General features: G+C 45.8%; 22 protein-coding genes. 11 read left to right on the forward strand and 11 right to left on the reverse strand.

The genetic code is table 11. The features are described 5' to 3' along the window. Window positions 1-63: 63 nt before the first annotated feature. On the forward strand, window positions 64-654 hold the full coding sequence (locus PK654_RS04835) for a YecA family protein (protein ID WP_271697962.1): 591 nt from the start codon (window positions 64-66) through the stop codon (window positions 652-654). A gap of 54 nt (window positions 655-708) precedes the next feature. On the opposite strand, the gene dsbB is transcribed toward PK654_RS04835, so the two are convergent. Further along, window positions 709-1,218 (reverse strand): disulfide bond formation protein DsbB, encoded by a 510-nt coding sequence (gene dsbB / locus PK654_RS04840; RefSeq protein ID WP_271697964.1) that lies wholly within the window; start codon window positions 1,216-1,218, stop codon window positions 709-711. Between the two features lie 76 nt (window positions 1,219-1,294). After that, on the reverse strand, window positions 1,295-2,887 hold the full coding sequence (nhaB, locus tag PK654_RS04845; RefSeq protein WP_271697965.1) for a Na(+)/H(+) antiporter NhaB: 1,593 nt from the start codon (window positions 2,885-2,887) through the stop codon (window positions 1,295-1,297). Window positions 2,888-3,481: 594 nt separating this feature from the next. Between nhaB and fadR the strand changes: the two genes are divergently transcribed. Further along, window positions 3,482-4,321 (forward strand): fatty acid metabolism transcriptional regulator FadR, encoded by an 840-nt coding sequence (gene fadR, locus PK654_RS04850; protein ID WP_271697966.1) that lies wholly within the window; start codon window positions 3,482-3,484, stop codon window positions 4,319-4,321. Window positions 4,322-4,418: 97 nt separating this feature from the next. Here fadR and metG read toward each other — a convergent pair whose 3' ends face one another. Beyond that, window positions 4,419-6,458: a methionine--tRNA ligase gene (gene metG, locus PK654_RS04855; protein WP_271697967.1), complete on the reverse strand. Its 2,040-nt coding sequence runs from the start codon at window positions 6,456-6,458 to the stop codon at window positions 4,419-4,421. A gap of 226 nt (window positions 6,459-6,684) precedes the next feature. Here metG and apbC point away from each other — a divergent pair, with 226 nt between their 5' ends. The 4 genes from apbC (at window position 6,685) to PK654_RS04875 (ending at window position 13,723) form a co-directional block, all read left to right on the forward strand. Then, on the forward strand, window positions 6,685-7,749 hold the full coding sequence (gene apbC, locus PK654_RS04860; protein WP_271697968.1) for an iron-sulfur cluster carrier protein ApbC: 1,065 nt from the start codon (window positions 6,685-6,687) through the stop codon (window positions 7,747-7,749). Window positions 7,750-7,906: 157 nt separating this feature from the next. After that, complete coding sequence (gene udk, locus PK654_RS04865) at window positions 7,907-8,548, forward strand: uridine kinase (protein ID WP_271697970.1); 642 nt, start codon at window positions 7,907-7,909, stop codon at window positions 8,546-8,548. Between the two features lie 202 nt (window positions 8,549-8,750). Continuing rightward, on the forward strand, window positions 8,751-10,898 hold the full coding sequence (locus PK654_RS04870) for an AsmA family protein (protein WP_271697972.1): 2,148 nt from the start codon (window positions 8,751-8,753) through the stop codon (window positions 10,896-10,898). A gap of 173 nt (window positions 10,899-11,071) precedes the next feature. Then, the gene (locus tag PK654_RS04875) at window positions 11,072-13,723 is read left to right on the forward strand and encodes a DUF2339 domain-containing protein (RefSeq protein WP_271697973.1); all 2,652 of its coding nucleotides are present in this window, start codon (window positions 11,072-11,074) and stop codon (window positions 13,721-13,723) included. A 42-nt stretch (window positions 13,724-13,765) separates the two neighbouring features. On the opposite strand, the gene cobO is transcribed toward PK654_RS04875, so the two are convergent. Further along, window positions 13,766-14,371 carry a cob(I)yrinic acid a,c-diamide adenosyltransferase gene (gene cobO, locus PK654_RS04880; protein WP_271697974.1) on the reverse strand — a complete coding sequence of 202 codons (606 nt, stop codon included), beginning with the start codon at window positions 14,369-14,371 and terminating at the stop codon, window positions 13,766-13,768. 166 nt (window positions 14,372-14,537) lie between these two features. On the opposite strand from cobO, the gene PK654_RS04885 reads away from it, so the two are divergent. Further along, window positions 14,538-14,990 (forward strand): low molecular weight protein-tyrosine-phosphatase, encoded by a 453-nt coding sequence (locus PK654_RS04885; protein WP_271697975.1) that lies wholly within the window; start codon window positions 14,538-14,540, stop codon window positions 14,988-14,990. Window positions 14,991-15,081: 91 nt separating this feature from the next. On the opposite strand, the gene PK654_RS04890 is transcribed toward PK654_RS04885, so the two are convergent. The 7 genes from PK654_RS04890 to PK654_RS04920 all read right to left on the reverse strand — a co-directional run bounded on the left by PK654_RS04890 (window position 15,082) and on the right by PK654_RS04920 (window position 21,625). Then, on the reverse strand, window positions 15,082-16,641 hold the full coding sequence (locus PK654_RS04890) for a SulP family inorganic anion transporter (RefSeq protein ID WP_271697977.1): 1,560 nt from the start codon (window positions 16,639-16,641) through the stop codon (window positions 15,082-15,084). A gap of 369 nt (window positions 16,642-17,010) precedes the next feature. Further along, window positions 17,011-17,784: a heme ABC transporter ATP-binding protein gene (locus PK654_RS04895; RefSeq protein ID WP_271698799.1), complete on the reverse strand. Its 774-nt coding sequence runs from the start codon at window positions 17,782-17,784 to the stop codon at window positions 17,011-17,013. After that, window positions 17,784-18,839: a FecCD family ABC transporter permease gene (locus PK654_RS04900; RefSeq protein WP_271697978.1), complete on the reverse strand. Its 1,056-nt coding sequence runs from the start codon at window positions 18,837-18,839 to the stop codon at window positions 17,784-17,786. The genes PK654_RS04895 and PK654_RS04900 overlap by 1 nt, the downstream gene beginning before the upstream one ends. Before the next feature lie 76 nt (window positions 18,840-18,915). Continuing rightward, window positions 18,916-19,746, reverse strand: a complete 831-nt coding sequence (locus PK654_RS04905; RefSeq protein ID WP_271697979.1) for a heme/hemin ABC transporter substrate-binding protein — start codon at window positions 19,744-19,746, stop codon at window positions 18,916-18,918. Further along, window positions 19,743-20,162: an ExbD/TolR family protein gene (locus PK654_RS04910; protein ID WP_271697980.1), complete on the reverse strand. Its 420-nt coding sequence runs from the start codon at window positions 20,160-20,162 to the stop codon at window positions 19,743-19,745. Before PK654_RS04910 ends, PK654_RS04905 begins: the two co-directional genes overlap by 4 nt. After that, window positions 20,159-20,875 (reverse strand): MotA/TolQ/ExbB proton channel family protein, encoded by a 717-nt coding sequence (locus PK654_RS04915; protein ID WP_271697981.1) that lies wholly within the window; start codon window positions 20,873-20,875, stop codon window positions 20,159-20,161. The genes PK654_RS04910 and PK654_RS04915 overlap by 4 nt, the downstream gene beginning before the upstream one ends. A 3-nt stretch (window positions 20,876-20,878) precedes the next feature. Further along, window positions 20,879-21,625, reverse strand: coding sequence for an energy transducer TonB (locus PK654_RS04920; RefSeq protein WP_271697982.1), 747 nt, complete (start codon window positions 21,623-21,625; stop codon window positions 20,879-20,881). Between the two features lie 166 nt (window positions 21,626-21,791). Here PK654_RS04920 and hutW point away from each other — a divergent pair, with 166 nt between their 5' ends. The 4 genes from hutW to PK654_RS04940 all read left to right on the forward strand — a co-directional run bounded on the left by hutW (window position 21,792) and on the right by PK654_RS04940 (window position 26,431). Then, a complete protein-coding gene (gene hutW / locus PK654_RS04925; protein ID WP_271698801.1) occupies window positions 21,792-23,144 on the forward strand; it encodes a heme anaerobic degradation radical SAM methyltransferase ChuW/HutW in 1,353 nt (450 codons plus the stop codon). A 60-nt stretch (window positions 23,145-23,204) separates the two neighbouring features. Then, window positions 23,205-23,678 (forward strand): heme utilization cystosolic carrier protein HutX, encoded by a 474-nt coding sequence (hutX, locus tag PK654_RS04930; RefSeq protein WP_271698803.1) that lies wholly within the window; start codon window positions 23,205-23,207, stop codon window positions 23,676-23,678. Next, a complete protein-coding gene (gene hutZ, locus PK654_RS04935; protein WP_271697983.1) occupies window positions 23,678-24,199 on the forward strand; it encodes a heme utilization protein HutZ in 522 nt (173 codons plus the stop codon). The genes hutX and hutZ overlap by 1 nt, the downstream gene beginning before the upstream one ends. A 96-nt stretch (window positions 24,200-24,295) precedes the next feature. Further along, window positions 24,296-26,431, forward strand: coding sequence for a TonB-dependent hemoglobin/transferrin/lactoferrin family receptor (locus tag PK654_RS04940; RefSeq protein ID WP_271697984.1), 2,136 nt, complete (start codon window positions 24,296-24,298; stop codon window positions 26,429-26,431). Window positions 26,432-26,470: the final 39 nt, after the last annotated feature.

Raw genomic sequence — 26,470 nt, forward strand, 5'->3', positions numbered from 1 at the left:
ACATGGACGAAGCAGCTCTAATCATATACTCTCTGCAAAAATTACTTGTTTAGGTTGTATGCTATGGAATTAATCAGTTTGCCGTCAGACTGGCAGGGTGAATCAGAGTACTTTCTGGAAGGTGCAATTTTAGCCTCCAATTTTGCTGTTAAACCCCTTGAGCCGGAGGCCTGGTGTCAGCAGGCTGGCGTGGATGCTGATGAAGCGTCTTCTCTTTTGGTTTCTCAAATCAATAAGCAACACAACTTGTTACAGCGGAACGAGTATTCTGTTTCTCATCTGCAGCAGAGCCAGCTGGCAGAAGTTGCCAGAGGGTTTTTCTCCGTCTGGCCGGTTGTAGAACAGCAGTATCAGTCAGTGACATTAAATGATGGTTCCCTGCGTATGCTACAGGCACTGCTGACGACCTTTATGTTATTGATTGATGAGCAGCAGACGTTAAGTGAAATGGAGCAGGCAGGTGTTACTCCGCTGCCTGAGTTATCTCAGTTGCTTAGTCAGATAGATCTAATGATTTCAGAAGTCGCTCAGTCAGCAGACGAAAACATGCTGGGAGGTAAAGCTCAGAGTGTTAACCCGTTTAAGCAGGTGGGAAGAAATGACCCTTGTCCGTGCGGTAGCGGTAAAAAGTTTAAGCGCTGCTGCGCCAAATAACATTTTAGAGAGTGTTAAATTAAAGGCCGCTGATGCGGCCTTTATTGTGAGCGGTTATTTTTTCGCTGCAAACTGCGACAGAACAATAACAGCAAGAGCAACCAGGTTGCCGGCAAAGATAATCACCAGCCACTGAGGCATAGAAAGAGTCATAAACTGCCAGACCACTTCACTGCAGTTACCCGGTGCTTCGAAGTACCACGGAACCCACTTATTCAGTGGTGCCCAGTCAGGGAAGATAAGCGGCTCACAGGTGGCAAAAATATTGGTCTGGTAACCTACATGCTCAATGGCAAGCATCATTCCCTTATAAGCACTGGCTCCCCATGCCGCCAGCCCCAGCCAGCGGACAGCGCTGTTTTTCGGCTTAACCATTCCAATCAAGGCCGCCAGGCCTATGGATATCATTGCAACCCTTTCATAAATACACATTACGCAGGGTTCTAAGTTCATGCCGTGCTGGAAGTAGAGGGCACAAAGAAGGAAGGCGAAACTAAAAGCGAACAGCAGTAACCAGGAGAGACGGGACTGGGAAAAGGCTTTAACCGGAGAGAGAAAATTCACGTTTTTATCCTTAAAAAAAAGCTCTGATAACTCAGAGCTTTTTATAACTATTTAGTTCAATATTCAACTGGAAATTTTAATGACCAGAAGAATTTACTGCTGCGTCTGCGGCACCGGCAACATGGTGGGAAATCCAGCCAAGGTCATACATCCAGGTTGTCATAGGATCAAGCAGATAAGTGATACCGAACAGACCTACTATGGTCAGCACAATGGTGTATGGCAGTGCCATGTAAACCATGCGGCCGTATGAGAGTCTTACCAGTGGTGCAAGTGCTGATGTCAGCAGGAACAGGAATGCAGCCTGACCGTTTGGCGTTGCAACTGAAGGCAGGTTAGTACCTGTGTTGATTGCTACGGCAAGCAGGTCAAACTGGTCACGGGTAATAACATCATTAATCAGGGCAGCTTTAACTTCATTAATGTATACCGTACCTACAAACACGTTGTCAGATACCATTGAAAGAATACCGTTAGCCAGATAGAACATACTTAGCTGAGTATCACCTTCCATTGCCAGTACAGCACTAATGATTGGTGTGAACAGGTGCTGGTCGATAATGACCGCAACAACGGAGAAGAACACAGCAAGCAGCGCGGTAAACGGCAGCGCTTCTTCAAATGCTTTACCCATTGAGTGCTCTTCGATCACACCGGTAAATGAAGTTGCCAGAATAATAACAGACAGACCAATCAGACCTACTGCTGCAAGGTGAAATGCCAGACCAACAATCAGCCAGACAGCGATGGCACCCTGAACATAAAGCTTAGCGATATCCTGATTAGTACGGCGTTTTTTCTCTTCGTTCTCGTAATCGTTAAGAATGTTACGTACGTGCTCCGGAAGTTCTGCACCGTAGCCGAATACTTTAAACTTCTCGACCAAAACACAAGTCAACATACCGAAGATAAATACCGGAAGGGTCACCGGAACCATACGAATGATAAATTCACCAAACAGCCAGCCTGCCTGATCAGCAATAATCAGGTTCTGTGGTTCACCTACCATAGTGGTTACACCACCAAGTGCGGTACCTACACCAGCATGCATCAGCAGTGAACGCAAGAATGCACGGTAGTTGTCTAGGTCATCACGGGTCAGTTCAGACAGATGCTCATCTATTGTGTGATCATGTGAAGCGTTAGAGCCTTTTCCTGATACCACTTTGTGGTAGATGGAGTAGAAACCAACAGCAACACTGATAACAACGGCGATTACTGTCAGTGCATCAAGGAACGCAGACAGGAAAGCAGCAGTAAAACAGAAGGCGGCAGAAAGCAGCATTTTTGAGCGTATGCCCAGAAGTATCTTAGTAAAGATAAACAGCAGAAGCTGCTTCATAAAGTAGATACCGGCAACCATAAAGATAAGCAGCAACAATACTTCTAAGTTGCCTTCAATCTCATGCATTACCTGAGCAGGTGTGGTCATTCCAATGGCGACTGCCTGAATAGCCAGAAGGCCGCCGGGCTGTAACGGGTAGCATTTTAGTGCCATTGCCAGTGTGAAAATAAATTCAATGACCAACAACCAACCAGCAACAAATGGGTTTATCAGAAAAAATACAATTGGGTTAATAACGAGGAAAGCGATAATGGTAACTTTATACCAATCGGGTGCTTTACCAAGAAAGTTCTTAATAAAGGCGTTTCCGAGTGAAATCGGCATGGGAGTACTCTTAAATGTGAAAAAATTATAAACAGTATGTTTGCTTTAAGTTATTTTTATTAAAAATAATCCAAATAGGATTTATCAGTTCCAACTATAAAAAAAATACTGAAAAGTGTGCTTTTTATAACCGGTACTTTCTGATGGGCAAACACTCCGGGTAATATTTCCAACCATTATTGTCTTGTTATGCCTTTCAGAATTTGACTCATTTAAATTATGAAAAGCTCAAAAATCCAACAATGCGGAGAATAAAACGCGCATAGCATATCACGGAAAACAATGTTTGCTTACTATTTTCTTAGGGGATTTGTAGCATGGAAAGTGATAACTGTTATTTTATTAACAAAATTAATAAAAACAATTGCTTATGTTGACATTTTGGCTCTGAAAATGGTTAGCAGACGGGTAAGAAATCAGGTGAATATTGTGCTTTATATGCCCTTTAACTGCGGATATCTATTTCGTACGCTGTTTTTTACAAAGACGTGATGTTTGGCGTAACTGAATCTGCAAGGCCTGTTTCCGCTGGGTTTAACTAGTGGTATGATGAGTCATTCGGCCTTAAAAATAACTACTCGGATATATCAATACATGGTCATCAAGGCAAAAAGTCCGGCGGGATTTGCAGAAAAATATATTATTGAAAGCATCTGGAACGGACGCTTTCCACCAGGCTCCATACTGCCAGCAGAGCGCGAGTTATCAGAGTTGATTGGTGTTACACGCACCACATTACGTGAAGTATTACAAAGGCTGGCCAGAGATGGTTGGTTGACTATTCAGCATGGCAAGCCAACTAAAGTAAATCAGTTTATGGAGACCTCAGGTCTACATATTCTGGATACCCTAATGACACTGGATGCGGACAATGCATCGGGAATTGTTGAAGATTTACTTGCGGCACGTACAAATATCAGCCCTATCTTTATGCGTTACGCCTTTAAAGCGAATAAAGAGACCTCTATCCGCACTATTCAGAGTGTGATTGAATCTTGTGAAAGCCTGCTTGAGGCAGATTCATGGGATGAGTTTGTTGCATCTTCTCCTTACGGGGAAAAAATCACTCAGTCAGTTAAAGATGAAGGTGAGAAAGATGAAAGCAAGCGTCAGGCTATGTTAATTGCTAAAACATTTAACTTTTATGATTACATGTTATTTCAGCGACTGGCTTTCCATTCAGGCAACCAGATTTACGGTCTGATATTTAACGGCCTTAAAAAGCTATATGATCGTGTAGGTAACTATTATTTCTCTAATCCGGAATCCCGCGCTTTAGCATTATCATTTTATAATGAGCTGCTGGAACTTTGTCAGTCGGGTGAAAGAGAAAAGTTACCAGTTGTGATTCGTAATTATGGTCTTGCCAGTGGTCAAATCTGGAATCAGATGAAAGTAGAGCTTCCGACGGATTTTACTGAAGACGACCATTAAAATTAATTAAATATAAAAAATCCCGCTGTTTAAATAGCGGGATTTTTTTATCTATTTTCAGCCCGCTTTATTAGCAGGCTGAAGTTGAGCACCAAGCTTACATTACACGCATACCCGGTTTGGCACCTTGATGAGGTTCCAGAATCCAAAGATCTTCTCCACCCGGACCTGCCGCAAGAACCATACCCTCAGACATGCCGAACTTCATCTTTCTTGCCTTCAGGTTAGCGACCATTACAGTGTGCTTACCGATGAGGTCTTCTGGCTTATAAGCAGACTTAATACCGGCAAATACCTGACGGGTTTCACCACCGATATCCAGTTGTAGCTTCAGCAGTTTGTTTGCCTTTGGTACCTCTTCACAGGCAACAATTTTAGCAATACGCAGATCCACTTTAGCGAAATCGTCAAACTCAATTTCATCTGCAATTGGATCTTTGCTTAGTTCTGTTTCAGTCGCTTTCTCTGTCGCTGCTTTTTCCGCTGCAGCATCCTCTTTAGAGGCTTCAATCATAGCTTCAACCTTTTTAGGGTCGATGCGGTTGAACAGAGCTTTAAACTTGCTGATCTCATGATCGGTCAGAGGCTGGGCAATAGCCTGCCAGTTTAGTTCCTGATTCAGGAAGGCTTCTGTACGGGCTGCCAGTTCAGGCATAACAGGCTTAAGATAAGTCATCAGAACGCGGAACAGGTTAATACCAACAGAACAGATATCCTGAAGTTCCTGATCTTTACCTTCCTGCTTAGCAATAACCCAAGGGGCTTTCTCGTCTACATATTGGTTAGCTTTGTCTGCCAGCGCAGTGATTTCGCGGATAGCACGGCCAAACTCACGGCTCTCATACAGATCACCGATTTTCTCTGCGGCATCAGCAAATTCCTGATAAAGCTCAGGTTCAGCAAAGTTTGCAGATAGCTTGCCTTCAAAGCGCTTGCTGATGAAACCTGCATTGCGTGATGCAAGGTTAACAATCTTGTTAACCACATCTGAGTTAACCCTTTGAGTAAAGTCTTCAAGGTTGAGATCCAGATCATCGATTCTGCTGTTCAGCTTAGCGGCGTAGTAGTAACGCAGACACTCAGGATCAAGGTGATCAAGATAGGTAGCTGCTTTAATAAATGTCCCTTTAGACTTAGACATTTTCGCACCGTTAACCGTTACATAGCCGTGTACAAACACGTTGTTTGGTTTACGAAAGCCAGAGCCTTCCAGCATTGCAGGCCAGAACAGGCTGTGGAAGTAGACGATATCTTTACCGATAAAGTGGTAAAGTTCTGTTTTGCTGTCTTTGTTCCAGTACTCATCAAAGTCCAGATCACCGCGCTTGTCACACAGGTTCTTAAATGAGCCCATATAGCCGATAGGTGCGTCCAGCCATACGTAGAAAAACTTGTTCTTCTCACCCGGAATTTCAAAACCGAAGTATGGTGCGTCGCGGGAGATATCCCACTGTTGCAGTCCGGACTCAAACCACTCCTGCATCTTGTTGGCCGTTTCTGCCTGAAGAGAACCGGAACGAGTCCACTCCTTTAGCATGCTTTCAAACTGCGGAAGGTCGAAGAAGAAATGCTCTGAATCCTTCATTACCGGTGTCGCGCCTGAAACAGCCGACTTAGGATCGATAAGATCTGTCGGGCTGTAAGTCTCACCGCAGCTGTCGCAGTTATCACCATACTGATCTTCAGATTTACACTTAGGGCAGGTGCCTTTTACAAAGCGATCCGGCAGAAACATCTCTTTCTCAGGGTCAAACAGCTGAGAAATAGTGCGGCTGGTAATAAAGCCATTCTCTTTCAGACGGGTGTAGATCAGTGATGCAAGTTCGCGGTTTTCATCACTATGGGTGCTGTGATAGTTGTCAAAACTGATATCAAAACCGGCGAAATCTTTCTGATGCTCTTCACTTACTGCAGCGATCATCTCTTCTGGCGTAACGCCCATCTGTTGTGCTTTCAACATAATCGGGGTGCCGTGGGCATCGTCTGCACAGATGAAGTTTACCGAGTTGCCTCTAAGACGCTGATAACGAACCCAGATATCTGCCTGAATATGCTCGAGCATATGTCCCAGATGGATAGAGCCGTTAGCGTACGGAAGGGCACAAGTTACCAAAAGTTTTCTTGGATCAGTTGCCATACTTAATAATTCGCTATAGTTGGAAGGAAAAAATAAGCAGTAATACTACCTTATGCTGTGACGGACTCCAAGACGGTAAAGATTGATTCCATAAGATTTTTAAGGTTTAGCTAAACAGGCGGGAGTGCTAGCATACAAGAAACCTAATAATAATAGCCTTATAGAAGCTGAGAGCTTCAGATTTCATTTTCTGTCTGACTTTTCAGTTCTCGGCCGGGAGTAAATAATGTCCATATTCGAATCCAAGAAGTCTGTCTGTCAGTGGCTGAACCAGTTTCAGCACCCTTTGCTTATTGAAGGCTGGAGTGACGATAACCGTATCGTTAAGCTGCTGAAAAGCGGTAAGGTTGAAATTAATCTGCCATTTGCTTCTGCGTCGCTGATGAGTTCACTACAAGAGTGGCTCAATAGCAGTGGCGAAGATACGTCAAAGGTAGAGGTAAAACTGAACGTTGCAGCGATGGAGACTCAGGTTCAGTCAGAACTGAAAAATGTAAAGAACATCATTGCGGTGACTTCGGCTAAGGGCGGTGTCGGCAAATCAACCTCAGCGGTTAATCTGGCGCTGGCGCTTCAGGCGCAGGGAGCGAAAGTTGGCCTTCTCGATGCCGATATTTACGGCCCTTCCGTACCTATGATGTTAGACAAAGAAGATGAAACGCCCGATGTACGTGACGGCCAGTATATGATCCCTATTGAAGCCTATGGTCTGTATACCAACTCTATCGGTTATCTTGTCGATAAGTCAGAGGCGGCCATCTGGAGAGGGCCTATGGCGTCCAAAGCCCTGAGTCAGCTTTTAAACGAAACTGACTGGCCTGAGCTGGACTATCTGGTGATCGATATGCCGCCGGGAACCGGTGATGTGCAACTTACCCTTTCGCAGAATATTCCGGTAACCGGAGCCGTTATTGTCACTACTCCGCAAGATCTGGCTCTGGCTGATGTAAGGAAAGGGCTGGCCATGTTTGAAAAGGTGGCGGTGCCGGTACTGGGCATTGTCGAGAATATGAGTTATCACATCTGCGCAAACTGTGGTGAGAAAGAGTATATCTTCGGCACTAACGGTGCAGTAAAAATGGCGCAGGAGTTTGGTAGTTCACTGCTGGCTCAGGTTCCTCTGCATATCTCTATGCGTGAAGATATTGATCAGGGTAAGCCAACGGTTGTTTCCAGACCTGATAGTGAGCACTCACAAATTTATTTAGCGCTGGCAGAAAAAGTCACCAGCCAGATGTACTGGACAGGCAGAGCAAGACCGGAAAGCATTCCTTTTATGGAACTGAAGTAATATATTTTCAACGGTTATAAGAACTATTGTCTTTATTGGTTGGTAGAAACTGCTTTTTTACCAACCAACTAGCCATTCACTTGATACAAATCCTAGTATCTCGCCTTCGAACCCCTTATAATCGGGCGGTTTATTTAATTATCACCAAGTGCTTATCATGTCTGAAAATAATCAATGCGTCATAGTCGGCATCGCCGGCGCATCAGCCTCCGGGAAAAGTCTAATTGCAAGTACCATTTATGAAGAACTACTGGAGAAAGTAGGTGATCACCAGATTGGTGTGATTACAGAAGATTGCTACTACCGCGATCAAAGTCACCTGAGCATGGAGGAGAGAGTTAAAACTAACTACGACCACCCAAGTGCACTGGACCATGACTTACTTTGCGAGCACTTAAAGCAACTTATCTCGGGTCAGTCTGTAGAAGTGCCTGAGTACAGCTACACAGAACATACCCGTACCGAAAATACTGTCACTATGACACCGAAAAAAGTGATTATTCTTGAAGGTATTCTGCTGCTGACGGATCCCCGTCTTCGCGAACTGATGCACGCATCAATCTTTATGGATACTCCTCTGGATATCTGTCTGCTGAGACGTGTTACCCGTGATGTTCAGGAACGTGGCAGAACAATGGAATCCGTACTGAACCAATACCAGAAGACCGTTCGCCCTATGTTTATGCAGTTTATTGAGCCTTCTAAGCAGTACGCAGATATTATTGTTCCCCGTGGTGGTAAAAACCGCATTGCTATTGACGTATTAAAAGCGCATATCGCAAAGCTGTTGAACTCATAAATTATTATTCGTCGCTGTTTGCAGGCAATGGAATGACCCCAGTCATAAACCAGCAAAGCTCTGCAATAATGTCCATAGGAGTTCAACTTAGCTATGAGTGACGAATAAAATAAAAAAAACAGATTATCTGATTGAAAAAATGGCACTATTCGTGCCATTTTTAGTCTTAGTAGCTTAGATTCAAGTGTCAGGGATAACTTCAATGAAAAAACTACTTCTGGTTCTCTCCGTTCCTTTAGTTGCCATCGTGATAGCGGTCGCAGCTCTGGTATTTCTGGTCGATGCCAATCAATTTAAACCTCTTATTGTTGAACAGACAAAAAAACAGACCGGCTTAGATCTGGTTATTGAGGGTGATATTGGCTGGAGGGTATTTCCTTCTGTCGGGCTCTCTCTGGGTAAAACGGAACTGAAAAACCCTCAAGGCTTTAAAAACAGTAATTTACTCAAGATTGAGCGGGTTGGCGTTGATGTTTCTGTTATGCCTTTGCTTAGCCGTGAACTAATGATAGGCAATGTTTCCCTTGATGGCGCTGAGATTCATCTGGAAACCCTGAAAGATGGCCGTAGTAATCTGGATTCTCTGAGTAAAGCGAAATCAGAACAGGCTAATCAAGCTGTTGCAACAGAATCGTCAGAAACGGTAACTGATACAGAGCAACAGCCTGCAGCGGAGAGCCAGCCATGGAAAATTAACCTTGCCGGTGTTTCTGTTACTAACGGCCTGCTGGAAATTCGTGATGATGCCAAGGGCAGTTACACCAAGTTGTATGATGTTGGTTTGTCGGTATCTGAGTTTGTATTTGATCAGTGGACCAGCGTTCAGTTTGCCGCTAAAGGTGATAATAACCAGCAGCATTTCACTGCAGAGGGTAAAGCTGAGTTTAAACTGGCACAGAGCCTTGCGGACTACGCGTTAAGAGATATTGCTCTGGATGCGACTTTTAAAGATCCAACTACAGATATCTCGTCTGTAAAAGTAACGCTGGATAGCTTTGTATTTGATCAATTAAATAAGCTGACTCTGGCGGTTAAAGGCAAAGCGGCTGAGATGGATATCGATATGTCTCTTAGCTCAAACTTGCAGGTTGATAAAGCCATTAGCAAAGTCTCTATGCAGAACATGAGCCTGAACAGCCAGCTAATTGGCGCAAGCCTGCCTCAGTCTCCGATGACCATTACTGCAGATTCAGATTTTAGTTTTGATCTGAATAAGCAGTTCCTTTCCCTGATGCTGAACAAACTAACCATGAACAAGATTGCGGTTGATGGTAAAGCCAGCGTGCAGCTTGCAGAGATACCGGCGATTCGTTTTTCTGTCCATAGTCCGGAAATTGATCTGGATGAGTTCCTTGGTTTGAACAAAACAGAGCAAGCTGCTTCAGAGCCAGCAACGGAAGGTGAAAAAGCACCAGAGCCGGCAGCTAAAGAGCCTGTAGCTGAGCAGGAACCGGATCTTACGGCGCTGAAAACACTGGATATTGCCGGTGAAGTGACCATAGACAAGTTTAAAGCCAACAATGTACATATGCAGAACGTACAGAGCCGCTTTAGTGTTAATCGTGGTGTGGTTAAGCTGAGCAAGTTCCACTCTGACCTTTATCAGGGTTCCATCGATGCTACCGCTTATCTGGATGGGCGAAAGGTTCCGGCAACTTACTGGGCTAAGAAGCAGATTAAAAACGTAAAGGTACAACCATTACTTAAAGATGCCGCAGACAACGATATGCTGGAAGGTACTGGTAATATTGATGTGGATGTGAAAGGCAGCAGCCTTAAACCTTCAGCGATTAAGAAAAATCTGGCCGGTATTATCAAAATCAAATTTGCTGACGGTGCCATCAACGGCATTAATATCGCTCAGGTTATCCGGGTCAATTACGCCAAGATTAAAGGTGAAAAAGTTCCGGAAGATGCCAATGACTCTAAGAAAACTGACTTTAGTGCCATGGGAGCAACACTTAAGCTGGCTAAGGGTGAAATGACCACAAATGATCTTTCGGTTCAGTCGCCGCTTTTACGTGTACACGGTGCCGGTAAGGTTAACTATATTGATGAGACCATGGATATGGAGCTCAATACCTCTATCGTCGGAAGCCTTGAAGGTCAGGGCGGTAAAGATATTGATGAATTAAGGGATGTCACCATTCCGGTTCGTTTGTATGGTCAGTGGGCTAAGCCTCAGTATGATATTGAGCTGGATAAGTTATGGAAGAAACTTCAGGAAGAGAAAAAGAAACAGCTGGAGAAAAAGGCAGAGAAAGAGCTGAACAAGTTCTTAGGTGAAAAGATTAAGGATGATGAAACCAGACAGATTGCCGATCAGCTTCTGAAGGGGCTATTTAACTAGTCTGATTTTTCTAATCTCATCACTCAACAGGGAGCAGAAATGCTCCCTGTTTGTTTCAGAAACTACCTGCTTTGCCCCCTCGGTTCCATTAATGCTGTTTTTGTCTAAACTTTTATTAGCCGGGAGACGATTCGCCCCGGTTTCCCCCTGTACTGATAAGGAACAACAGTGGCATGGAAAGCATACTACTTATAACCCTGATTTTGTCCGTATTTATTGCTCCTCTGGTGATTTCTATTGTTGCTATACGTAAGGTGAATCAACTGCAAAGGCAGCTAGAGAAGTTGCTGTCCGGTTATCCGCATAAACTAAATAGAGAGGTCGCTAAACAACCAGCCCCCGAAGAAAAGGTTGTTTACACCGGGGAGAGCAGCACACCTGAGCACTTTTCGGATATACAAGCCGATCGGATAGCAGACGAAGAAGCAAAGCTTACAACTGGCATCATTAAACCGGATGGAACTCCCGGGCTGGCGGAGCCGGAACTTACATTATCAAAAGCGGAACTAACAGCTTTAGCCAGCCAACCAGAGTGGCTGAGCAGAGCTCTGAGTCATCTGAAAAAGCATTGGTTAGTCTGGGTTGGCGGATTGGCGTTGTTGATTGGGGTAGCCTATCTGGTTGAAGTGATTTCTCACTATATAGAAATTACACCATTGATGCGTATTGTGGCGGCCTTCTCTGGTTCTTGTCTGGTGCTTGCGCTGGCTGAACGTTTCCACCAGAGGGAAAAGAGCTACGCCAGTATAGGCTTTGCCTATATTCCCGCTGTTATTTCAGCGGCAGGCTGTATGGGGCTGTATAGCACCATTATCTTCTCCTACATTATCTACAGCTTTTTGCCTCCGGTTGTCTCTCTTCTCTCTATGGGGGCTGTTTCTGTCTTTACCCTCTCTTTGTATCTTCGCTTTGGACCTCTGATGGCGGTGTTGGGTGTGCTGGCTGGTTATTGTGCGCCTTTCTGGTTTCTGGACCAGTCCAGTAACGGTTTTGGTCTGGCGGGATATATCAGTTTTATCGCCTTGGCAGGGTTGTTGTTGGCAACTCATGTGAGAAAAGCATGGTTGTTCCCATTGGTATTGATTCCCTATTATCTGTGGATGCTGGCCATTGAGTTTACTGTGCGTAGTGAGATACTCAGCCACTGGTCACTTCTCTATCTGACCCTGGCAATCTATTTTATTCTTGGCGTCCCTTTGATGGGATGGCAACTAAAAACTTCCTATCATCGTAGCGTGACAGAGAAAACTTACAATATTGTAGGGGCTGCTGTTGCGGTAGGGCTTTTGGTTGCGATATCGTTTTATAATCAAGCGGATACAATACTGAGACTGCTTTGCTCAATTTATCTGACGCTTCTGATTGCATGGCTTCCTGTTGTGTACCAGAAACGCACTCACAGCCGTTATCTCTCTTATACATCCGTTGCCATTGTTTTGGCGCTTTTGATTCTTCTGCTGCCTGTTTCCGCGTCTTTGTCTGATGGTTTGGTTATTTCTCTTTTGATGGTTATGGTTTCGTTATTGATGGCCAGAAGCTTTATTCAGCATATGTGCAGGCCAAGGGACAAGTATACAAAGCTGCTGTTACTGGCCGCTCCGGTTGTTCTTACCGGAACTGGCTGGTGGGTGATTTATGACAGCTATTATGACTCCCTCTGGTTATGGGGGGGCTTTACGGTATTGGTTATTCTTGGCTATAGCTATTTTTCCTCTCTGGTTAAACCCGTTCAGCGGCATATCTACGCCAGCCAGCACGTCATTGTTGCTATTGCCCTAAGTTTTCTCTTTTCCGGAACCGAGCTGACTCTGATGATGGCGGTTCAGGTAGCCTGTATTGCATGGCAGATGATAAAGACTCGTTACCGGCCGGCGTCATGGGCGATGAAGCTGGCTGTCTCTGCGGCAATCCTGCGGGCGACCTTAATGACAGTAATACCTGAGTGGCAGACAGGAGCGGTTGATTTATCCGGCATGTTACTGCTGTTTGCTCTGCTTCTGGGGCTGTTCGGTTTTAGTTACTGGTTGATTAAAGCCAAATATAAAAAGCTGGCAGACTGGCTGGAAGGTACGATTATGTACCTGCTGGTGGTTACCCTGTTCTCACAGACTCACTACTGGTTATTTGCCGATGTGCGGATATGGGATTGGGACAGGCTGTTGCAACTCAGTATTGTTTATTCATTGCAGATGTTAATTGTCTCAGCCATTTACCTGCTAAGAGCGAAAAGGGCTGAGCGTCTTAAGTGGCTCTATAGTAAGTATTCAGAGTTGATGTTTGTTCTGGCGGCAGGCCTGATCCTGATAAACAACACACTGTTGTCCCCGCTTATCAATAACACTATCTCAGCAGATGCTCCGCCTCTGTTTAACTGGCTGAGTATGGGCTGGCTATTAGCGGCTATTATTCTGCTGTGTGTAAACCACTATAAACTTTGCCCGGCCTTAATTACGGACAAAATGATCAAGATTGTGTCCGGAGTTTTACTGCTATTGTGGGGAGTAATGTCTATACGCCAGTTCTGGCAGGATGAGAGTATGACTCTCTATGTTGCAACATCTATGGCGGAACAGATCAGTTACTCTCTGGCGGGAATTATTACCGGCGTTACTTTTGCCCTATATGGTACCTTCAGGCGGAATGATCATAGCAAGCTTATCGGGTTAACCATTCTGATCGTTATTATGGCCAAGGTCTTTCTGGTAGATACCTCAGAGCTGGAAGGCATTTTGCGTGCAATCTCTTATCTGGTTTTGGGAGGCACACTAGTGGGGCTTGGCTGGCTGTTTCAGAGAATTAATGCATCAAGAAAAGAGCAGGGGTAGCCCTGCTCGGTTTTACTGTAATATCTCTATCCGTCGACAAGCTTACCAGTCGACGCCTTTCAGCGCTTTTACCCCGGACTCAAATGCATGTTTGACGTTTTTCACTTCTGATACCGTATCGGCAATCTCTATCAGGGAACGATGAGCCGCTCTGCCGGTCACAATTACCGACTGCATTTTTGGCCGTGACTCAATGGCTGCTATTACTTCATCTAACTCGATATAGCCGTAGTTCACCATATAGGTAAGCTCATCCAGCAGAACCACATCAATAGATTCGTCGCTGAGCATGCGCTTACACTCTTGCCAGACCTGCTGAGCTGCCTGAGTGTCTGTCTCTTTATTCTGGGTTTCCCAGGTAAAACCAGTCGCCATTACCTGAAACTCTACGCCAAGTTTTTCCAGCAGGTTTCTCTCACCGTTATCCCAGGTTCCTTTAATAAACTGAGCCACGGCACAGTTCAGGCCATGTCCGACGGCTCTGGCTACGGTGCCGAAACCAGAAGTGGATTTACCTTTGCCGTTGCCGGTAATAATAAGAAACAGCCCTTTTTCTATCTGTGCGGCTTCAATTTTGGCATCGACTTTCTGTTTAACTTTTTGCTGCCTCTCTTTGTGGCGGCTGTCCTTTGATTGCTGAGATGGCATGGGAATCCTTATTTTTGCTTTTTGTATTAGTAGCTGATGAGAGGAGAAATTAACACTATGACTCTCTTGAGCTTAACCAAGTATATATCTATGATAATTGAAGTATACGCCAGTAAAAACCTCGTAATTTTGATGGTCAATATAAACGGAATTAATGGTGCATGGTATGAAAAAAATACTAGTAGTCTGCATGGGCAATATCTGTCGCTCTCCGACAGGAGAGGCAGTATTAAGATCTACTGCAGAACGATTAGGAGTAGAGGTTGAAATAGATTCTGCCGGGACAATAGATTACCACGTAGGGGCAAAACCTGACCCGAGGGCGAGGGCGGCAGGAGAGAATCGCGGTTACTCCTTTGCAGGCATTCGTGCACGACAGGTTAACCAGAAAGATTTTGAGTATTTTGACTATATTCTGGCGGCTGACAGGGACAATGAGAATGAGTTGTTGAGTATTTGCCCGCCTGATCATACTCATAAAATCAGCCTGTTTTTAAGCCATTCTAATTCTGATCATAGTGAGATTCCTGATCCATACTATGGGGGCGACAGTGGCTTTGAGCTGGTATTGGATTTAATTGAAGAGGCGAGTTATATCTTTCTTAAGAGATGTCGCTGAAGCCAACACAGGCAGCTAAAAATAGTCTCAGAACAAAGCAAAAAAGGGCGGAAACCACTGGTTATCCGCCCTTTTACTATCTGATTAGCTATTATCCTGCTAACACGTCCGTAGCAACTTTATAGCTTGGGTCTTCTTTCACGTTAATTTCTACCAGACTACCCGCTTTTTCCAGCAGAGTACGACAGTCCGGGCTAAGGTGGCGCAGGTGCAGAGTTTTACCTTGTGCCGTGTAACGCTCAGCCAGAGTCTCAATAGCTTCGATAGCAGAGTGGTCAGCAACACGAGAGTTACCAAAGTCGACGATAACGTCCTGTGGGTCATTGGCTGCATCAAACAGCTCAAGGAAGTTTGCTGCAGAGCCGAAGAAGATAGGGCCATTTACATGGTACTCTTTTGAGCCTTCACTGTTCAGCTGGCTGCTTGCGTAGATGTGCTTGGCGTGCTGCCATGCAAACATCAGGGCAGAAGCGATAACACCAACGGCTACGGCAACCGCAAGGTCAGTCATCACTGTTACTACGGTGACCAGTACGATAACAAAGAAGTCTTGTTTAGGTACCCGGCGGGCCAGTTTGAAGGTTGCCCACTCAAAGGTGCCGATCACAACCATAAACATAACGCCAACCAGTGCCGCCAGAGGAATCATCTCAATAAGGGATGACGCGAACAGAATAAAGAACAGCAGTGCCAGCGCCGCAACGATACCGGATAAGCGGCCGCGACCACCTGAGTTAACGTTGATCATCGACTGACCAATCATGGCACAACCACCCATAGCACCGAAGAAAGAGCAGGTTACGTTAGCAATACCCTGACCTACACATTCGCGGTTAGCTTGTCCGCGTGAGTTAGTCATTTCATCAATAACCGTCAGGGTCAGTAGTGATTCAATCAAGCCTACCGCAGCCAGAATAATGGCGTAAGGCAGAATAATCTGCAGAGTCTCGAAGTTAAACGGTACAAACGGTACAGCGAAAGTCGGCAGAGAGCCGGCCAGAGTGGCAGCTTCATCACCAGACATGGTGCGCAGGAAGTCAACAACAGTACGGGTATCAAGACCAAGAAGCTGAACCAGCAGAGTCACAGTTACAATAGCAACCAGTGACGAAGGAACCGCAGTAGTAAACTTAGGCAGGAAGTGGATGATTGCCATAGTCAGGGCGATCAGGCCACCCATAAGCATCATCTGATCAGCCGGCAACCAGCCGATGACACCATTGATGTCCGGAGCTTTAAACTGCCCCAACTGAGCCAGGAAGATAACGATAGCCAGGCCGTTAACAAAGCCGATCATCACCGGATGGGGAACCATACGGATAAATTTACCCAGTTTGAAGATACCGGCCGAGATTTGCAGCACACCAGCCAGAAGTATGGCGGCGAACAGATACTGGATACCGTGTGTAGCAACAAGGCTGACCATAACAACGGCCATTGCGCCGGTTGCACCGGAAATCATACCCGGGCGGCCACCGAAGATAGAGGTTACCAGACCAACAATAAAGGCGGCATACAGGCCGACCATAGGGTCAACCCCGGCGACAAATGCGAAAGCAACGGCTTCCGGTACCAGTGCCAGTGCCACGGTAAGACCGGACAGAATGTCATTTTTAGCGGAATGACTGGAAAACTGAGGAAATTCGAACATTTTGGCTCTTTTGTTAAAGATTAAGACGCTGTACCAATCTTTAATTGCCGCTAAAGCCAAACCGTTTAGAAAAAGACGCTTTAAAAACAATTGTGATCGGAGACCCATTTAAGTGGGCGCATGCTACAGAAAAGTGTGATTAAGTTCAAGAATAATCAATTATTAAGAGCTGGAAATTAAATATGAAAGTTATAAAAAACGGATTTTAAAGAAGGAATGGCTATTAAAACAGATTGGCCGCTATAAAATGCTGCTGATAAGCATTTTCATATAGCAATCATAGCGAAGTGAAATATGTACGTTCTGATGGATGAGTCGCTTACTTTGCATGCAGATAATAGCAGCAGAGTAAGCGACTTATAAGCCGGATTAACTTAGTATTACCGGATGCCCTGAATCCGGATGTTTAATAACCTGAACCGGATATTGATACACCTGCTGAATAATTTCTGCAGTCAGGGTCTCCCATGCAGTGCCGTTAGCCGCCAGTTTTCCGTTGTGCATAATCATCACTCGATCGGCGTACTGTGCTGCCAGATTTAAGTCATGAATAACAGCGATTACCGATGCGCCTTCCTCAGCCAGTGATTTGGCCAGACTCAGGGTCTGATGCTGGTGGGAGATATCCAGTGCCGATGTCGGTTCATCGAGCAACAGAATTTTCTGTTCGCCACTCTGCTCCAGTTGCGTCAGCACCCTTGCCAGATGAACCCTCTGCTTTTCTCCGCCGGACAGGCTAGGGTAGAGGCGCTCAGCAAGATGTAGGATATCGGTTTTAACCATATTGCTTTCGGCGATCTCCCGGATTCTCTTCTGGGTTTCGCTCAGGGCAAGGGCACCAAGTTCAACCACCTCCCTTACGGTGAAGTTAAACGTCAGGCTACTGGACTGCGGCAGCACCCCCATATGTTTAGCGAGTTCGGAGGCGTGCCACTGTTCAAATGGCTGGTCAAAGAAACGGACGTTACCTTTAACACTCCATTCATTGGTCAGAGCTTTAAGCAGGCTACTTTTCCCTGTGCCGTTTGGCCCGAGCAAAATGGTCAGCTCCCCTTTTTTAAACCGGACAGAAAGATCATCAAGAATAATCCGGTTACCCAGTTTCAGGTGCAGGTTTTTAGCCTCTACAGCGATATTGCTCATCATAACCGTCCTCTCTGTTTAACCAGCAACCAGATAAAAAACGGTGAGCCAATCAGTGCGGTGATAATGCCTACCGGCATATCCAGAGGTGGCTTGATGGTACGGGCGATAATATCCGCCACCAGAAGAATGAGTCCGCCAAGAACCATAGATACCGGTAACAGAGAGCGGTGATTTGGCCCTGACAACATACGTCCGAGATGGGGAACGATCAGGCCGATAAAGCCGATCATACCGGAAAGAGAAACGGTAATTCCTACCCCGGCAGCGGTAAGAAGAATGAGTCTTCGTTTCATGGACTGAACATTAATTCCCATATGCTTGGCTTCCGGTTCGCCCAGCAGAAGTGCGTTAAGCTTATCGGCGTCGCGGTAGAAGAAGGTAAACAGAATACCCAGACTGACAAAGGCCAGTGTAATGCCAGACCAGTTGGCTCCGGCAAGGGAACCCATGGTCCAGAGAGATAAATCCCGTAATGCCTGATCATCGGCAAAGTAGTTCATCAGTCCGAGTCCCGCACCGGCAAGGGCGCTGATGGCGACACCCGCCAGCAGCATCATGGTGACTGAGGTTCCGTTCTGGCTGGTGCCCAGACGATAGACAATTAGGGTGGTTATGGTCCCGCCTAAAAAAGAGAAAACAGGAACCGTACCTAACAGCAGAAGCTGAGGGTAGTTTTCAGCCATACCGGCAAAAAGAACGATAGCAATAGCTGCGCCTAACGACGCTCCGGCTGAGACTCCGATAATGCCCGGATCTGCAAGGGGGTTACGGAACAATCCCTGCATAACAGCGCCGCACAGTGCCAGCATGGCACCGACGGCAACAGATAGCAGGGTTCTTGGCAGGCGGACTTCCTGAATGATCATCTGAATGTGATTTTCTGATTCTTTCAGCGGATATAGCCAGTCCGGCACAATAGCCAGAACACTTTGCGATAAGGGTATATCCATCGGCCCCACCGCTACCGATGTTGCAATGGCAACATACAGGGCGACCAAGCCTACCGGAATCAGAAAGCGAACTGAAATCCGACCGTTTGTTTTTATTTTCATAGTGCTTTGAATAGTAAATAGCCTCAGCAGGTAATCAGGCTATTTAAGCATGAAACGAGGTGAAGCATAACCAAGATTATCCTGAAAATTTATCATAAAGGGTTTTAGCCAGTTTAATACTCTGCAGTCCGAACCCTCCGCTAAGGGCACCGCCCGGTATGGCGACTATCTGTTTTTTCTCGCCTGCCGGTGTCAGCTTAAGTAGCGGGTAGAGTTTAAGTACTCCCTCAGCACCACCATGTTTCTGCCACGCATACTCACTGACCAGAATATAGTCCGGCTTCATGGCAATAATGGCTTCAAGGGATATAGGTTTGTAGGATTCGACCTCTTCTGCTGCCGGATTGCTGGCACCGGAAAGGGAGATAACCTTGTTTACCGGTGTTTTATCACCGCCGACAGAGAGGGGACGGGCTTCATTGATCAATAAAAAGATCACCGAAGGCTGTTCTTTCAGGCTGGCGTTTTGCAGTTGTTCAACAGAGTCAGCGACCTGTTGCTTTATTTGCTCTGCTTTCTCCGTGGTATCAGTCAGCTTTGCCACAGTATCAATGCGCGAGTAAAGGTTGGCAATTTCATCACCGGGAGGGACGACAACCACATTTACATTGGCCGACTCCAGTTTAGCCAGTGTGGTCTCCGGCCCCATCTCATTTGAACCGAGTAACAGGGTAGGGTTTAAAGAGAGCAGCCCTTCGGTTGAAAGGCTTCTGTGATAGCCGACCTGAGGTATCTGGCTTCCCTTGGTAAAGTTCCGGCTGGTGGAATCTACCGCGACCAGTTTTTTTTCCGCACCTAAGGCATAAATCAGCTCTGTGACACTGGCACCGGCACTAATTATGCGCTGCTGAGCAAAACCCGACAGTGGGAGTAGCAGCAGGCTAGTCAGTAAAATGAATTTTTTCATAGAGTATTTTCTTCCATTACTATATTGGTGGTCTGAATATGATTTTTTTGCAGAAAGGCCAGTAACCTGAGCATGGACTGCACATCAGCGGATTTATCTGCGGCGATAATCAGTTCTTTGTCAGGGTTAGTTTTAACGGTTTGCAAAAGTGCTGAAGTAAATTCACCCCAGTTTTGGTATTTGTTACTGTCCAGTGCCCATCGCGATTCACCGGCAAGAATATTGATAGTGATAACCTGCTTCTCTATCACAGAGAGCACATTGCTCTCTTCTGTCTGAGGAACATTGATCTCCATGGTCTGCACCTGAACATTTGTGCTCAGCAGCAGAAACACCATAACAATAAAGATCAGATCCAGCAGAGGGGTAAGATCCAGAGAGAGGCTCTCTTCTCTGTCTGTCTGAGTCTGAATCATGCCGGCTCCGCTGATGATTTTTTGTCGCAAAGACCGTCTGCTGTATGGTGGCAGGGAACCGGGGAGGCAGGCCTTTCAAAGCTGATGCCTTCCAGATATAGGTTGGCATGATTAAGGGTGTGCTCAATACTGCCGATGATTCTGTTCGCCCAGAGCTGCATTATTTGCGCGCCTGTTATGGCCGGCAGAGCGATAATCAGGCCGGCGGCTGTGGTGGACATGGCCAGTCCCAGACCATCAGCAAGATCAGAGGGCGAAATAGAACCGGATGTCTCTGCTAATCCTTTGAACATCTCCATCAGGCCGAGAACCGTACCCAGCAGGCCGACTAACGGACTTATTACCCCGATAACAGAAAGAAACTTCAGGCCGGCAATAAACTGCTGTTTCTGTTTAATCAGCCAGATGCTGACGGTCTCTTCACGCAAATCTTTACGAAAGTGTTTATGGGAAAGCAGTACGCATATGCCCTGACTTAAGGTGTTTTTCCGGCCGGAGTTGGCATCGATAAAATTTTTTACCGCCTGACTATCGTCAATATCCGTTTGATAGAGTTGCCTGAGAATTGATTTGCTGTGAGTTCGGTTTTTAAGCAATAAAAATAGGGATCTTTCTATCAGCAATAATAGGGTGATAACGGACATAAGTGAGAGAGGCCAGGTCATCACACCCAGTTGTGAGTGAATAGTGGCCGCGATTTGGGTGATTTGCATAAATTAATCCAGCTTAAAATTAACAGGGATATTGACCCTGTGAACAACAGCGATTCCGTCTTGTTGGTACGCTTTAAATTTCCAGTAAGCAATGGTGTCTATAGCCACCTTATCCAGCAGATCATGACCAGATGATTCCAGTATTACTCTTGCCAACTGCTGACCGTTTTTATCTATAGAGACTTCAACCAGAACCCGTCCCTGATAGCCCTTTTTTCTGGCGATACGCGGATAACGTACTTTGGTTGGTCTGGCAGCAAAGCGCGGTTTTTCTACCAGTTTTGGCTTAGCGGCCACCTGTGCAACAGAAGAACTTTTGGCAGTTTCTGTTGAAGTCTCGGGTTGTTTTTGTTCTTCTGTTTTTTGTTTTTCTTGCGTTTTTTTAACCGGTTCGGCTTGCTTTACCTCTGTGACCGATTTTTTAATAATTGGCTTTGGCTTTGGCTTTGGCTTTGGCTTTGGCTTTGGCTTTGGCTTTGGCTTTGGCTTTGGCTTTGGCTTTGGCTTTGGCTTTGGGGGTGGCGGTTGAACAACTGCTTCTGCTTTGGCTACCGTTTCTTTTGGCTGTTTCTTCTGCTCCGGAGGTCTGTTTTTTGCCGGGGCTGAGGGAGCACGAAACTGAATATTGACAGCGGTTCCTGCATCATGATCAGAAATTCTCCGTTCGCTAACCTTGGCGGTAGCGGAAAAAAACAGGCTGTGCAGCAGCATAGACAAAGCCCCACAAAGCACATATCGGCTAATATTCAAACAGCTATCCCTATAACGTTCTATGATAAGTACCTAACAGGCCACGATTCTAGATCTAAATGATAATGAGATCAATTATCATTTACATTTGAAAATAGATAGGTAAAATCCAGCCCGTCGTCAGAAATGAGACGGACAGGTTTTGATAACTAGAATTAGTGATTACATGAATATTGATCTTGATGATGTATCCATTGTCGGAGTGAGCTCCCCCGATCCGCTGCGATTTGCCTTTAGCCGTAAGACCAGTGCCCATGCCGGTGGTATGACCCGGCCGTTAGCCGGGGATAAAACCCAAAGTGCGTTGCACTCAGCTCTGTCTACTGCAACTGCAGAGAACAGGGATCGCTGTTTGTATATTCATATTCCCTTTTGCAGAGTCCGTTGTACTTATTGCAATTTCTTCCAGTACGCCACTAACACTTCTCTGATTGAACAGTATTTCAATGCTCTGCTGGAGGAGATCCGCTGGAAGTCCTCATTTAACTGGAGCCAGAGCGCACCGTTTCAGGCGGTATATATCGGTGGCGGTACCCCAACGGATCTTTCAGCGCAGCAACTTCAACAACTGGGCGAGGCTATACGTCGTTATTTCCCTTTGGCACCAGATTGTGAAATTACCCTTGAAGGGCGTATCAACCGCTTTGCTGAAGATAAGTTTGAAGCGGCACTGGAAGGTGGTTTTAACCGTTTCTCTTTTGGTGTTCAGAGCTTTGACAGCCATGTAAGACGTGCTGCTAAGCGTCTGGATGACAGAGAAGTTGTAATTAAAAGACTGAATGCTATGAGCCGTTACAACGCCGCCCCAATAGTTATTGATCTCTTATTTGGCCTGCCGCATCAGACATTAGATATCTGGCAGGATGACTTACAGCAGTATTTGGAGTCCGGAGCTGACGGAGTAGATCTTTATCAGTTGATAGAGATGCAGGGGCTTCCGATGGAGCGAATGGTGAGTCAGGGTAAACTGCCCCATCCGGCGGACACCCAGATGAAGGCGACCATGTTTGAAATGGGCGTCAGTTTTATGGCCAGACACCACCAGAGACGGTTAAGTGTCAGTCACTGGGCTTCATCAAACCGTGAGAGAAGTATTTACAACAGTCTGGCGAAGAATAATGCCGAGGTGTTGCCTCTGGGGGCAGGAGCGGGCGGCAACGTTAACGGTCTGCAGATGATGAACCATCGTGATATGGAGCAGTATAGCCAGGCAGTTAAACAGCAGCAGTTTCCTGTCGCTATGGCGCTTTACAGCGAAACAGATCATCAGCTTTATGCTGTGATTAAAGCCGGTTTTGACAGAGGTGTATTAGCGAAGCGTTCTCTGGCAGAAATTGGCAAACAACATATCTTTCAACAACTCACGCCACTATTTCTGGCGTGGCAAAACAATGGTCTGGTTAACTTAGATGGCGACTATCTGAGCCTTAACCTTGCCGGTGAGTTCTGGTCAGTTAATCTGGCTCAGAATGTCATTACTGTGTTGCAAAAAAATCAATTAGAAAAAAGAGTCGCATAAGGAGAAAAAAGAGTGTACTCAACACATTCACTGACCGATGTTCAGCTTTTGGTGGCTGAAATGACCGAGAAGCAACCAAATCTTTCTCTGGCCGAGATGGCCGGCGAGCTTGCCCTGACAGAGGGAGAAGTGACACTGGCTCTTGATCAGACAATGATGACAAGGGCGGACGGCAAGTTTGCAGAGGCGATACTGCAGTTGCTGCCTGAATGGGGCACAGTAACCACTATTGTCCATTCTGCGGGTTCAATATTTGAAGCCAAAGCCCCCTTTCCTAAAGGAAAGGCCGCACATGGCTACTATAATTTGATGGGTGGTAAAGAGGGGCAGCTTCACGGCCACCTGAGATTAGATCTGGTAACAGATATTGCCTTTGTCAGTAAACCCTTCAGAGGCACAGAGAGCCACTATATCGGCTTTTACAGTGCAGCAGGAAGTTGCGTGTTTAAAGTGTATCTGGGAAGAGATAAGAGACGCCAACTGATACCTGAACAGATAGAGAGATTTAACCAAATGAAAACGGAGTTTGTTTGATGGAAAGCAAGCAGGAGAGATTGCAAAATCGTATCGGGCCGGAAGTTGAAGAGTTTCGTCAGCAGCAAAAAACATTGCAACTGGCAACCATCACTCCTGAAGGTGTTCCCCATGTCAGCTATAGCCCCTTCGTTTTCTTGCCAGGCGGCTATTACATTCTAATCAGTGATGTCGCTCAGCACGGGCAGAATCTGAAGCAGTCCCGTGATGCTTCCATCATGATGATTGAAGATGAGCAACAGGCGAAAAGTATCTATGCCAGAAAACGCCTTAGTTTTGATACTCAGGCAAATTTGATTGAACGGGATTCTCAGGAGTGGCAGCAGGGTATCTCTGCCCTTGAAGAGAGATTCGGTGAGATTGTCACCGGCTTAAGTACACTTGAGGACTTTAATCTATACCGTCTGGTGCCGGAAAAAGGCCGTTTTGTAAAAGGTTTCGGAAAGGCATTCGACATATCAGGTCAGGACATGGTGGGCTTTGTTCACCTTGATCAGGGCCACCGCTCTGTAAGCAAGTAGCAATAACAAGAAAGTAAATTACTAACTAAATAACAGTAACTTAGGTGAAATACATTATTTCGCCCGGGATTATTTTGTCCAAAAAAAGGATTAATCATGTTTAATAAAACACCATTGGCAATGGTTATCGGGGCCCTTGTAGCTGCTCCGGCCGTTGTAAATGCAGAAAACTATACTTTTGATGAGGTGGTGGTTTCTGCCACCCGTACCGAGCTTGCAAAGCAAGATGCGCCTTCTTCTATTGAAACTGTCTCTGCGGAGCAGATGGAACAAACCATGGCGGGTGATATCAAGCAGGCACTGAAATTCACTCCCGGTGTTGATGTAAAGGGATCAGGCAGATTTGGTATCTCAGGCTTTAATATTCGTGGCGTGGAAGACAGCCGCATAAAAATGATGATCGATGGTGTTCAGCAGCCAGTGCCATACAGTGCTGGACGTACAGAGCAGAGAAGTTATCCAAACTCTATTGAAATCGATACTCTGCAGAGTATCGAAGTGAACAAAGGGCCATCTTCAACCTTGTTCGGCTCAGATGCCCTAGGTGGTGTTGTGCTGCTGAGGACGAAAAACCCTGAAGATATTCTGCTGACTGACGGTGATGAGCATCGTTTTGGCATTAAATCAGGTTATTCATCGGAAGATGAGCAGTTTAAAAATACTCTGACCTGGGCAATGCGTAAGGATAAGCTGGAAACATTAGTTATGGCGACTTATGCCAAAGGCCATGAAACGGAAACCCATGGTTCAGGTTCGACAGTTTCAGGGCCGGACAGGGGGGCTGCAAACCCGGCGGATAAAGAGCTGGGTAACCTGCTGGCAAAAGCTTTTTACCAGATAAATGACGATCACAGAGTTGGCTTTACTACTGAGTTTTATAATAAGCAGTACGATGAAAATGAGATCAACTATGAAGGCTATAGTGCAGGCCCCGGCTTTGTGTATACCGACAGCAGTAATAAAGATACTAATAAGCGGCTGAGAGTTGGCTTTGAACATGAAATGACCATGCAAACCTTGATGGCAGATTCACTGAAATGGTCGGTCAACTATCAAGATTCCAGCACGCTGAACAAAAACTTTGATAACACTCCGGCAAATGGTAAACGCCTGAGACAAAGAGAGGCGATCAATAAGTCAGTTCAACTGGAATCTCAGCTTTCCAAACTGGTACAGATTGGCGATAACAGCCACGAGTTCACTTATGGGGCAAGCTATCGTAACAATGACTTTGAGCTGAAGAATAAGGACATTAAGTTCGATACCAATACGGTTTCTCCGGGTAGCTCGTTAATTCCGGATGCCAAAGTAACTCAGTGGGGTGTCTTTACTCAGGATCAGGTTTATCTGATGGAGGATCGCTGGGTAGTGACGGCGGGTCTGCGTTATGACTCCTTCAGGGCTAATCCTTCTGCTGATGAAGCCTACACGGCAAACTATAAGGCTAATAATGACAGCGCACTGACCGGGCGATTAGGGTCTGCTTATCACCTTAATGACAACTTCACCCTGTTTGGCCAGATAAGTCAGGGCTTTAAGGCTCCGACGATAAATGATCTGTATTACTCCTATAATTCTTTTGCCATTATCGAAGCCAACCCAGATTTGAAAGCAGAGCGCAGCCTTGCCTATGAGCTTGGTCTGAGAGGTCAGAATGATATTGGTAACTTTGAAATTACCACCTTCTACAATGACTATGAGGACTTTATCGCACAGGTAACAACGGGCACCCGTATGGGCAGAACCGTTTACACCAACAAGAACCTTGATGAAGTTAAGATTTATGGTGCTGAGTTCAGCGGTCAGCTGGATCTGGAAAACACGGTTGATGCACCTCAGGGATCTTACGCCCGTATTGCCGTTACCTATGTGGATGGTGAAGATAAGAAATCCGGTAAGTCTCTCGATTCGACAGCGCCTCTGACTACTGTGGTTGGTCTTGGTCTGGACAGGGATGCCTTCGGTGGCTTGATGAATGTGAAAATGGTTAAAGGAAAAGATGAGTGGCAAACAGATAACAATGTTAAAGCGCCGGGCTATACATTGGTCGACCTAACCGCTTATTACAAGCCGATAAAAGATCTGAAATTATCTGCCGGGCTGTTTAACGTGTTTGATAAGAAATACTGGCTATACGATGATATCGCCGGCCGTACATCAAGTACTTTCCATATTGATGGTAAATCTCAGCCAGGCAGAAACTGGGCTGTTACTCTGGATTACCAGTTTTAATAACAGAAGGTTATCGCCTTTACCTATCAGGCAACTTTG

This window comes from Vibrio sp. SCSIO 43137 (assembly GCF_028201475.1).
Lineage (GTDB): Bacteria > Pseudomonadota > Gammaproteobacteria > Enterobacterales > Vibrionaceae > Vibrio.

Excerpts from the sequence above, each read along its gene's own strand:
- hutW (WP_271698801.1), top strand. The coding sequence starts at position 21,792 with ATGAATATTGATCTTGATGATGTATCCATTGTCGGAGTGAGCTCCCCC.
- fadR (WP_271697966.1), top strand. The coding sequence starts at position 3,482 with ATGGTCATCAAGGCAAAAAGTCCGGCGGGATTTGCAGAAAAATATATT.
- cobO (WP_271697974.1), bottom strand. The coding sequence starts at position 14,371 with ATGCCATCTCAGCAATCAAAGGACAGCCGCCACAAAGAGAGGCAGCAA.
- nhaB (WP_271697965.1), bottom strand. The coding sequence starts at position 2,887 with ATGCCGATTTCACTCGGAAACGCCTTTATTAAGAACTTTCTTGGTAAA.
- PK654_RS04900 (WP_271697978.1), bottom strand. The coding sequence starts at position 18,839 with ATGAAAATAAAAACAAACGGTCGGATTTCAGTTCGCTTTCTGATTCCG.
- PK654_RS04905 (WP_271697979.1), bottom strand. The coding sequence starts at position 19,746 with ATGAAAAAATTCATTTTACTGACTAGCCTGCTGCTACTCCCACTGTCG.
- PK654_RS04885 (WP_271697975.1), top strand. The coding sequence starts at position 14,538 with ATGAAAAAAATACTAGTAGTCTGCATGGGCAATATCTGTCGCTCTCCG.
- PK654_RS04835 (WP_271697962.1), top strand. The coding sequence starts at position 64 with ATGGAATTAATCAGTTTGCCGTCAGACTGGCAGGGTGAATCAGAGTAC.
- PK654_RS04895 (WP_271698799.1), bottom strand. The coding sequence starts at position 17,784 with ATGAGCAATATCGCTGTAGAGGCTAAAAACCTGCACCTGAAACTGGGT.
- PK654_RS04940 (WP_271697984.1), top strand. The coding sequence starts at position 24,296 with ATGTTTAATAAAACACCATTGGCAATGGTTATCGGGGCCCTTGTAGCT.
- PK654_RS04870 (WP_271697972.1), top strand. The coding sequence starts at position 8,751 with ATGAAAAAACTACTTCTGGTTCTCTCCGTTCCTTTAGTTGCCATCGTG.
- apbC (WP_271697968.1), top strand. The coding sequence starts at position 6,685 with ATGTCCATATTCGAATCCAAGAAGTCTGTCTGTCAGTGGCTGAACCAG.
- hutX (WP_271698803.1), top strand. The coding sequence starts at position 23,205 with ATGACCGAGAAGCAACCAAATCTTTCTCTGGCCGAGATGGCCGGCGAG.
- PK654_RS04890 (WP_271697977.1), bottom strand. The coding sequence starts at position 16,641 with ATGTTCGAATTTCCTCAGTTTTCCAGTCATTCCGCTAAAAATGACATT.
- udk (WP_271697970.1), top strand. The coding sequence starts at position 7,907 with ATGTCTGAAAATAATCAATGCGTCATAGTCGGCATCGCCGGCGCATCA.
- hutZ (WP_271697983.1), top strand. The coding sequence starts at position 23,678 with ATGGAAAGCAAGCAGGAGAGATTGCAAAATCGTATCGGGCCGGAAGTT.
- PK654_RS04915 (WP_271697981.1), bottom strand. The coding sequence starts at position 20,875 with ATGCAAATCACCCAAATCGCGGCCACTATTCACTCACAACTGGGTGTG.
- PK654_RS04910 (WP_271697980.1), bottom strand. The coding sequence starts at position 20,162 with ATGATTCAGACTCAGACAGACAGAGAAGAGAGCCTCTCTCTGGATCTT.
- PK654_RS04875 (WP_271697973.1), top strand. The coding sequence starts at position 11,072 with ATGGAAAGCATACTACTTATAACCCTGATTTTGTCCGTATTTATTGCT.
- metG (WP_271697967.1), bottom strand. The coding sequence starts at position 6,458 with ATGGCAACTGATCCAAGAAAACTTTTGGTAACTTGTGCCCTTCCGTAC.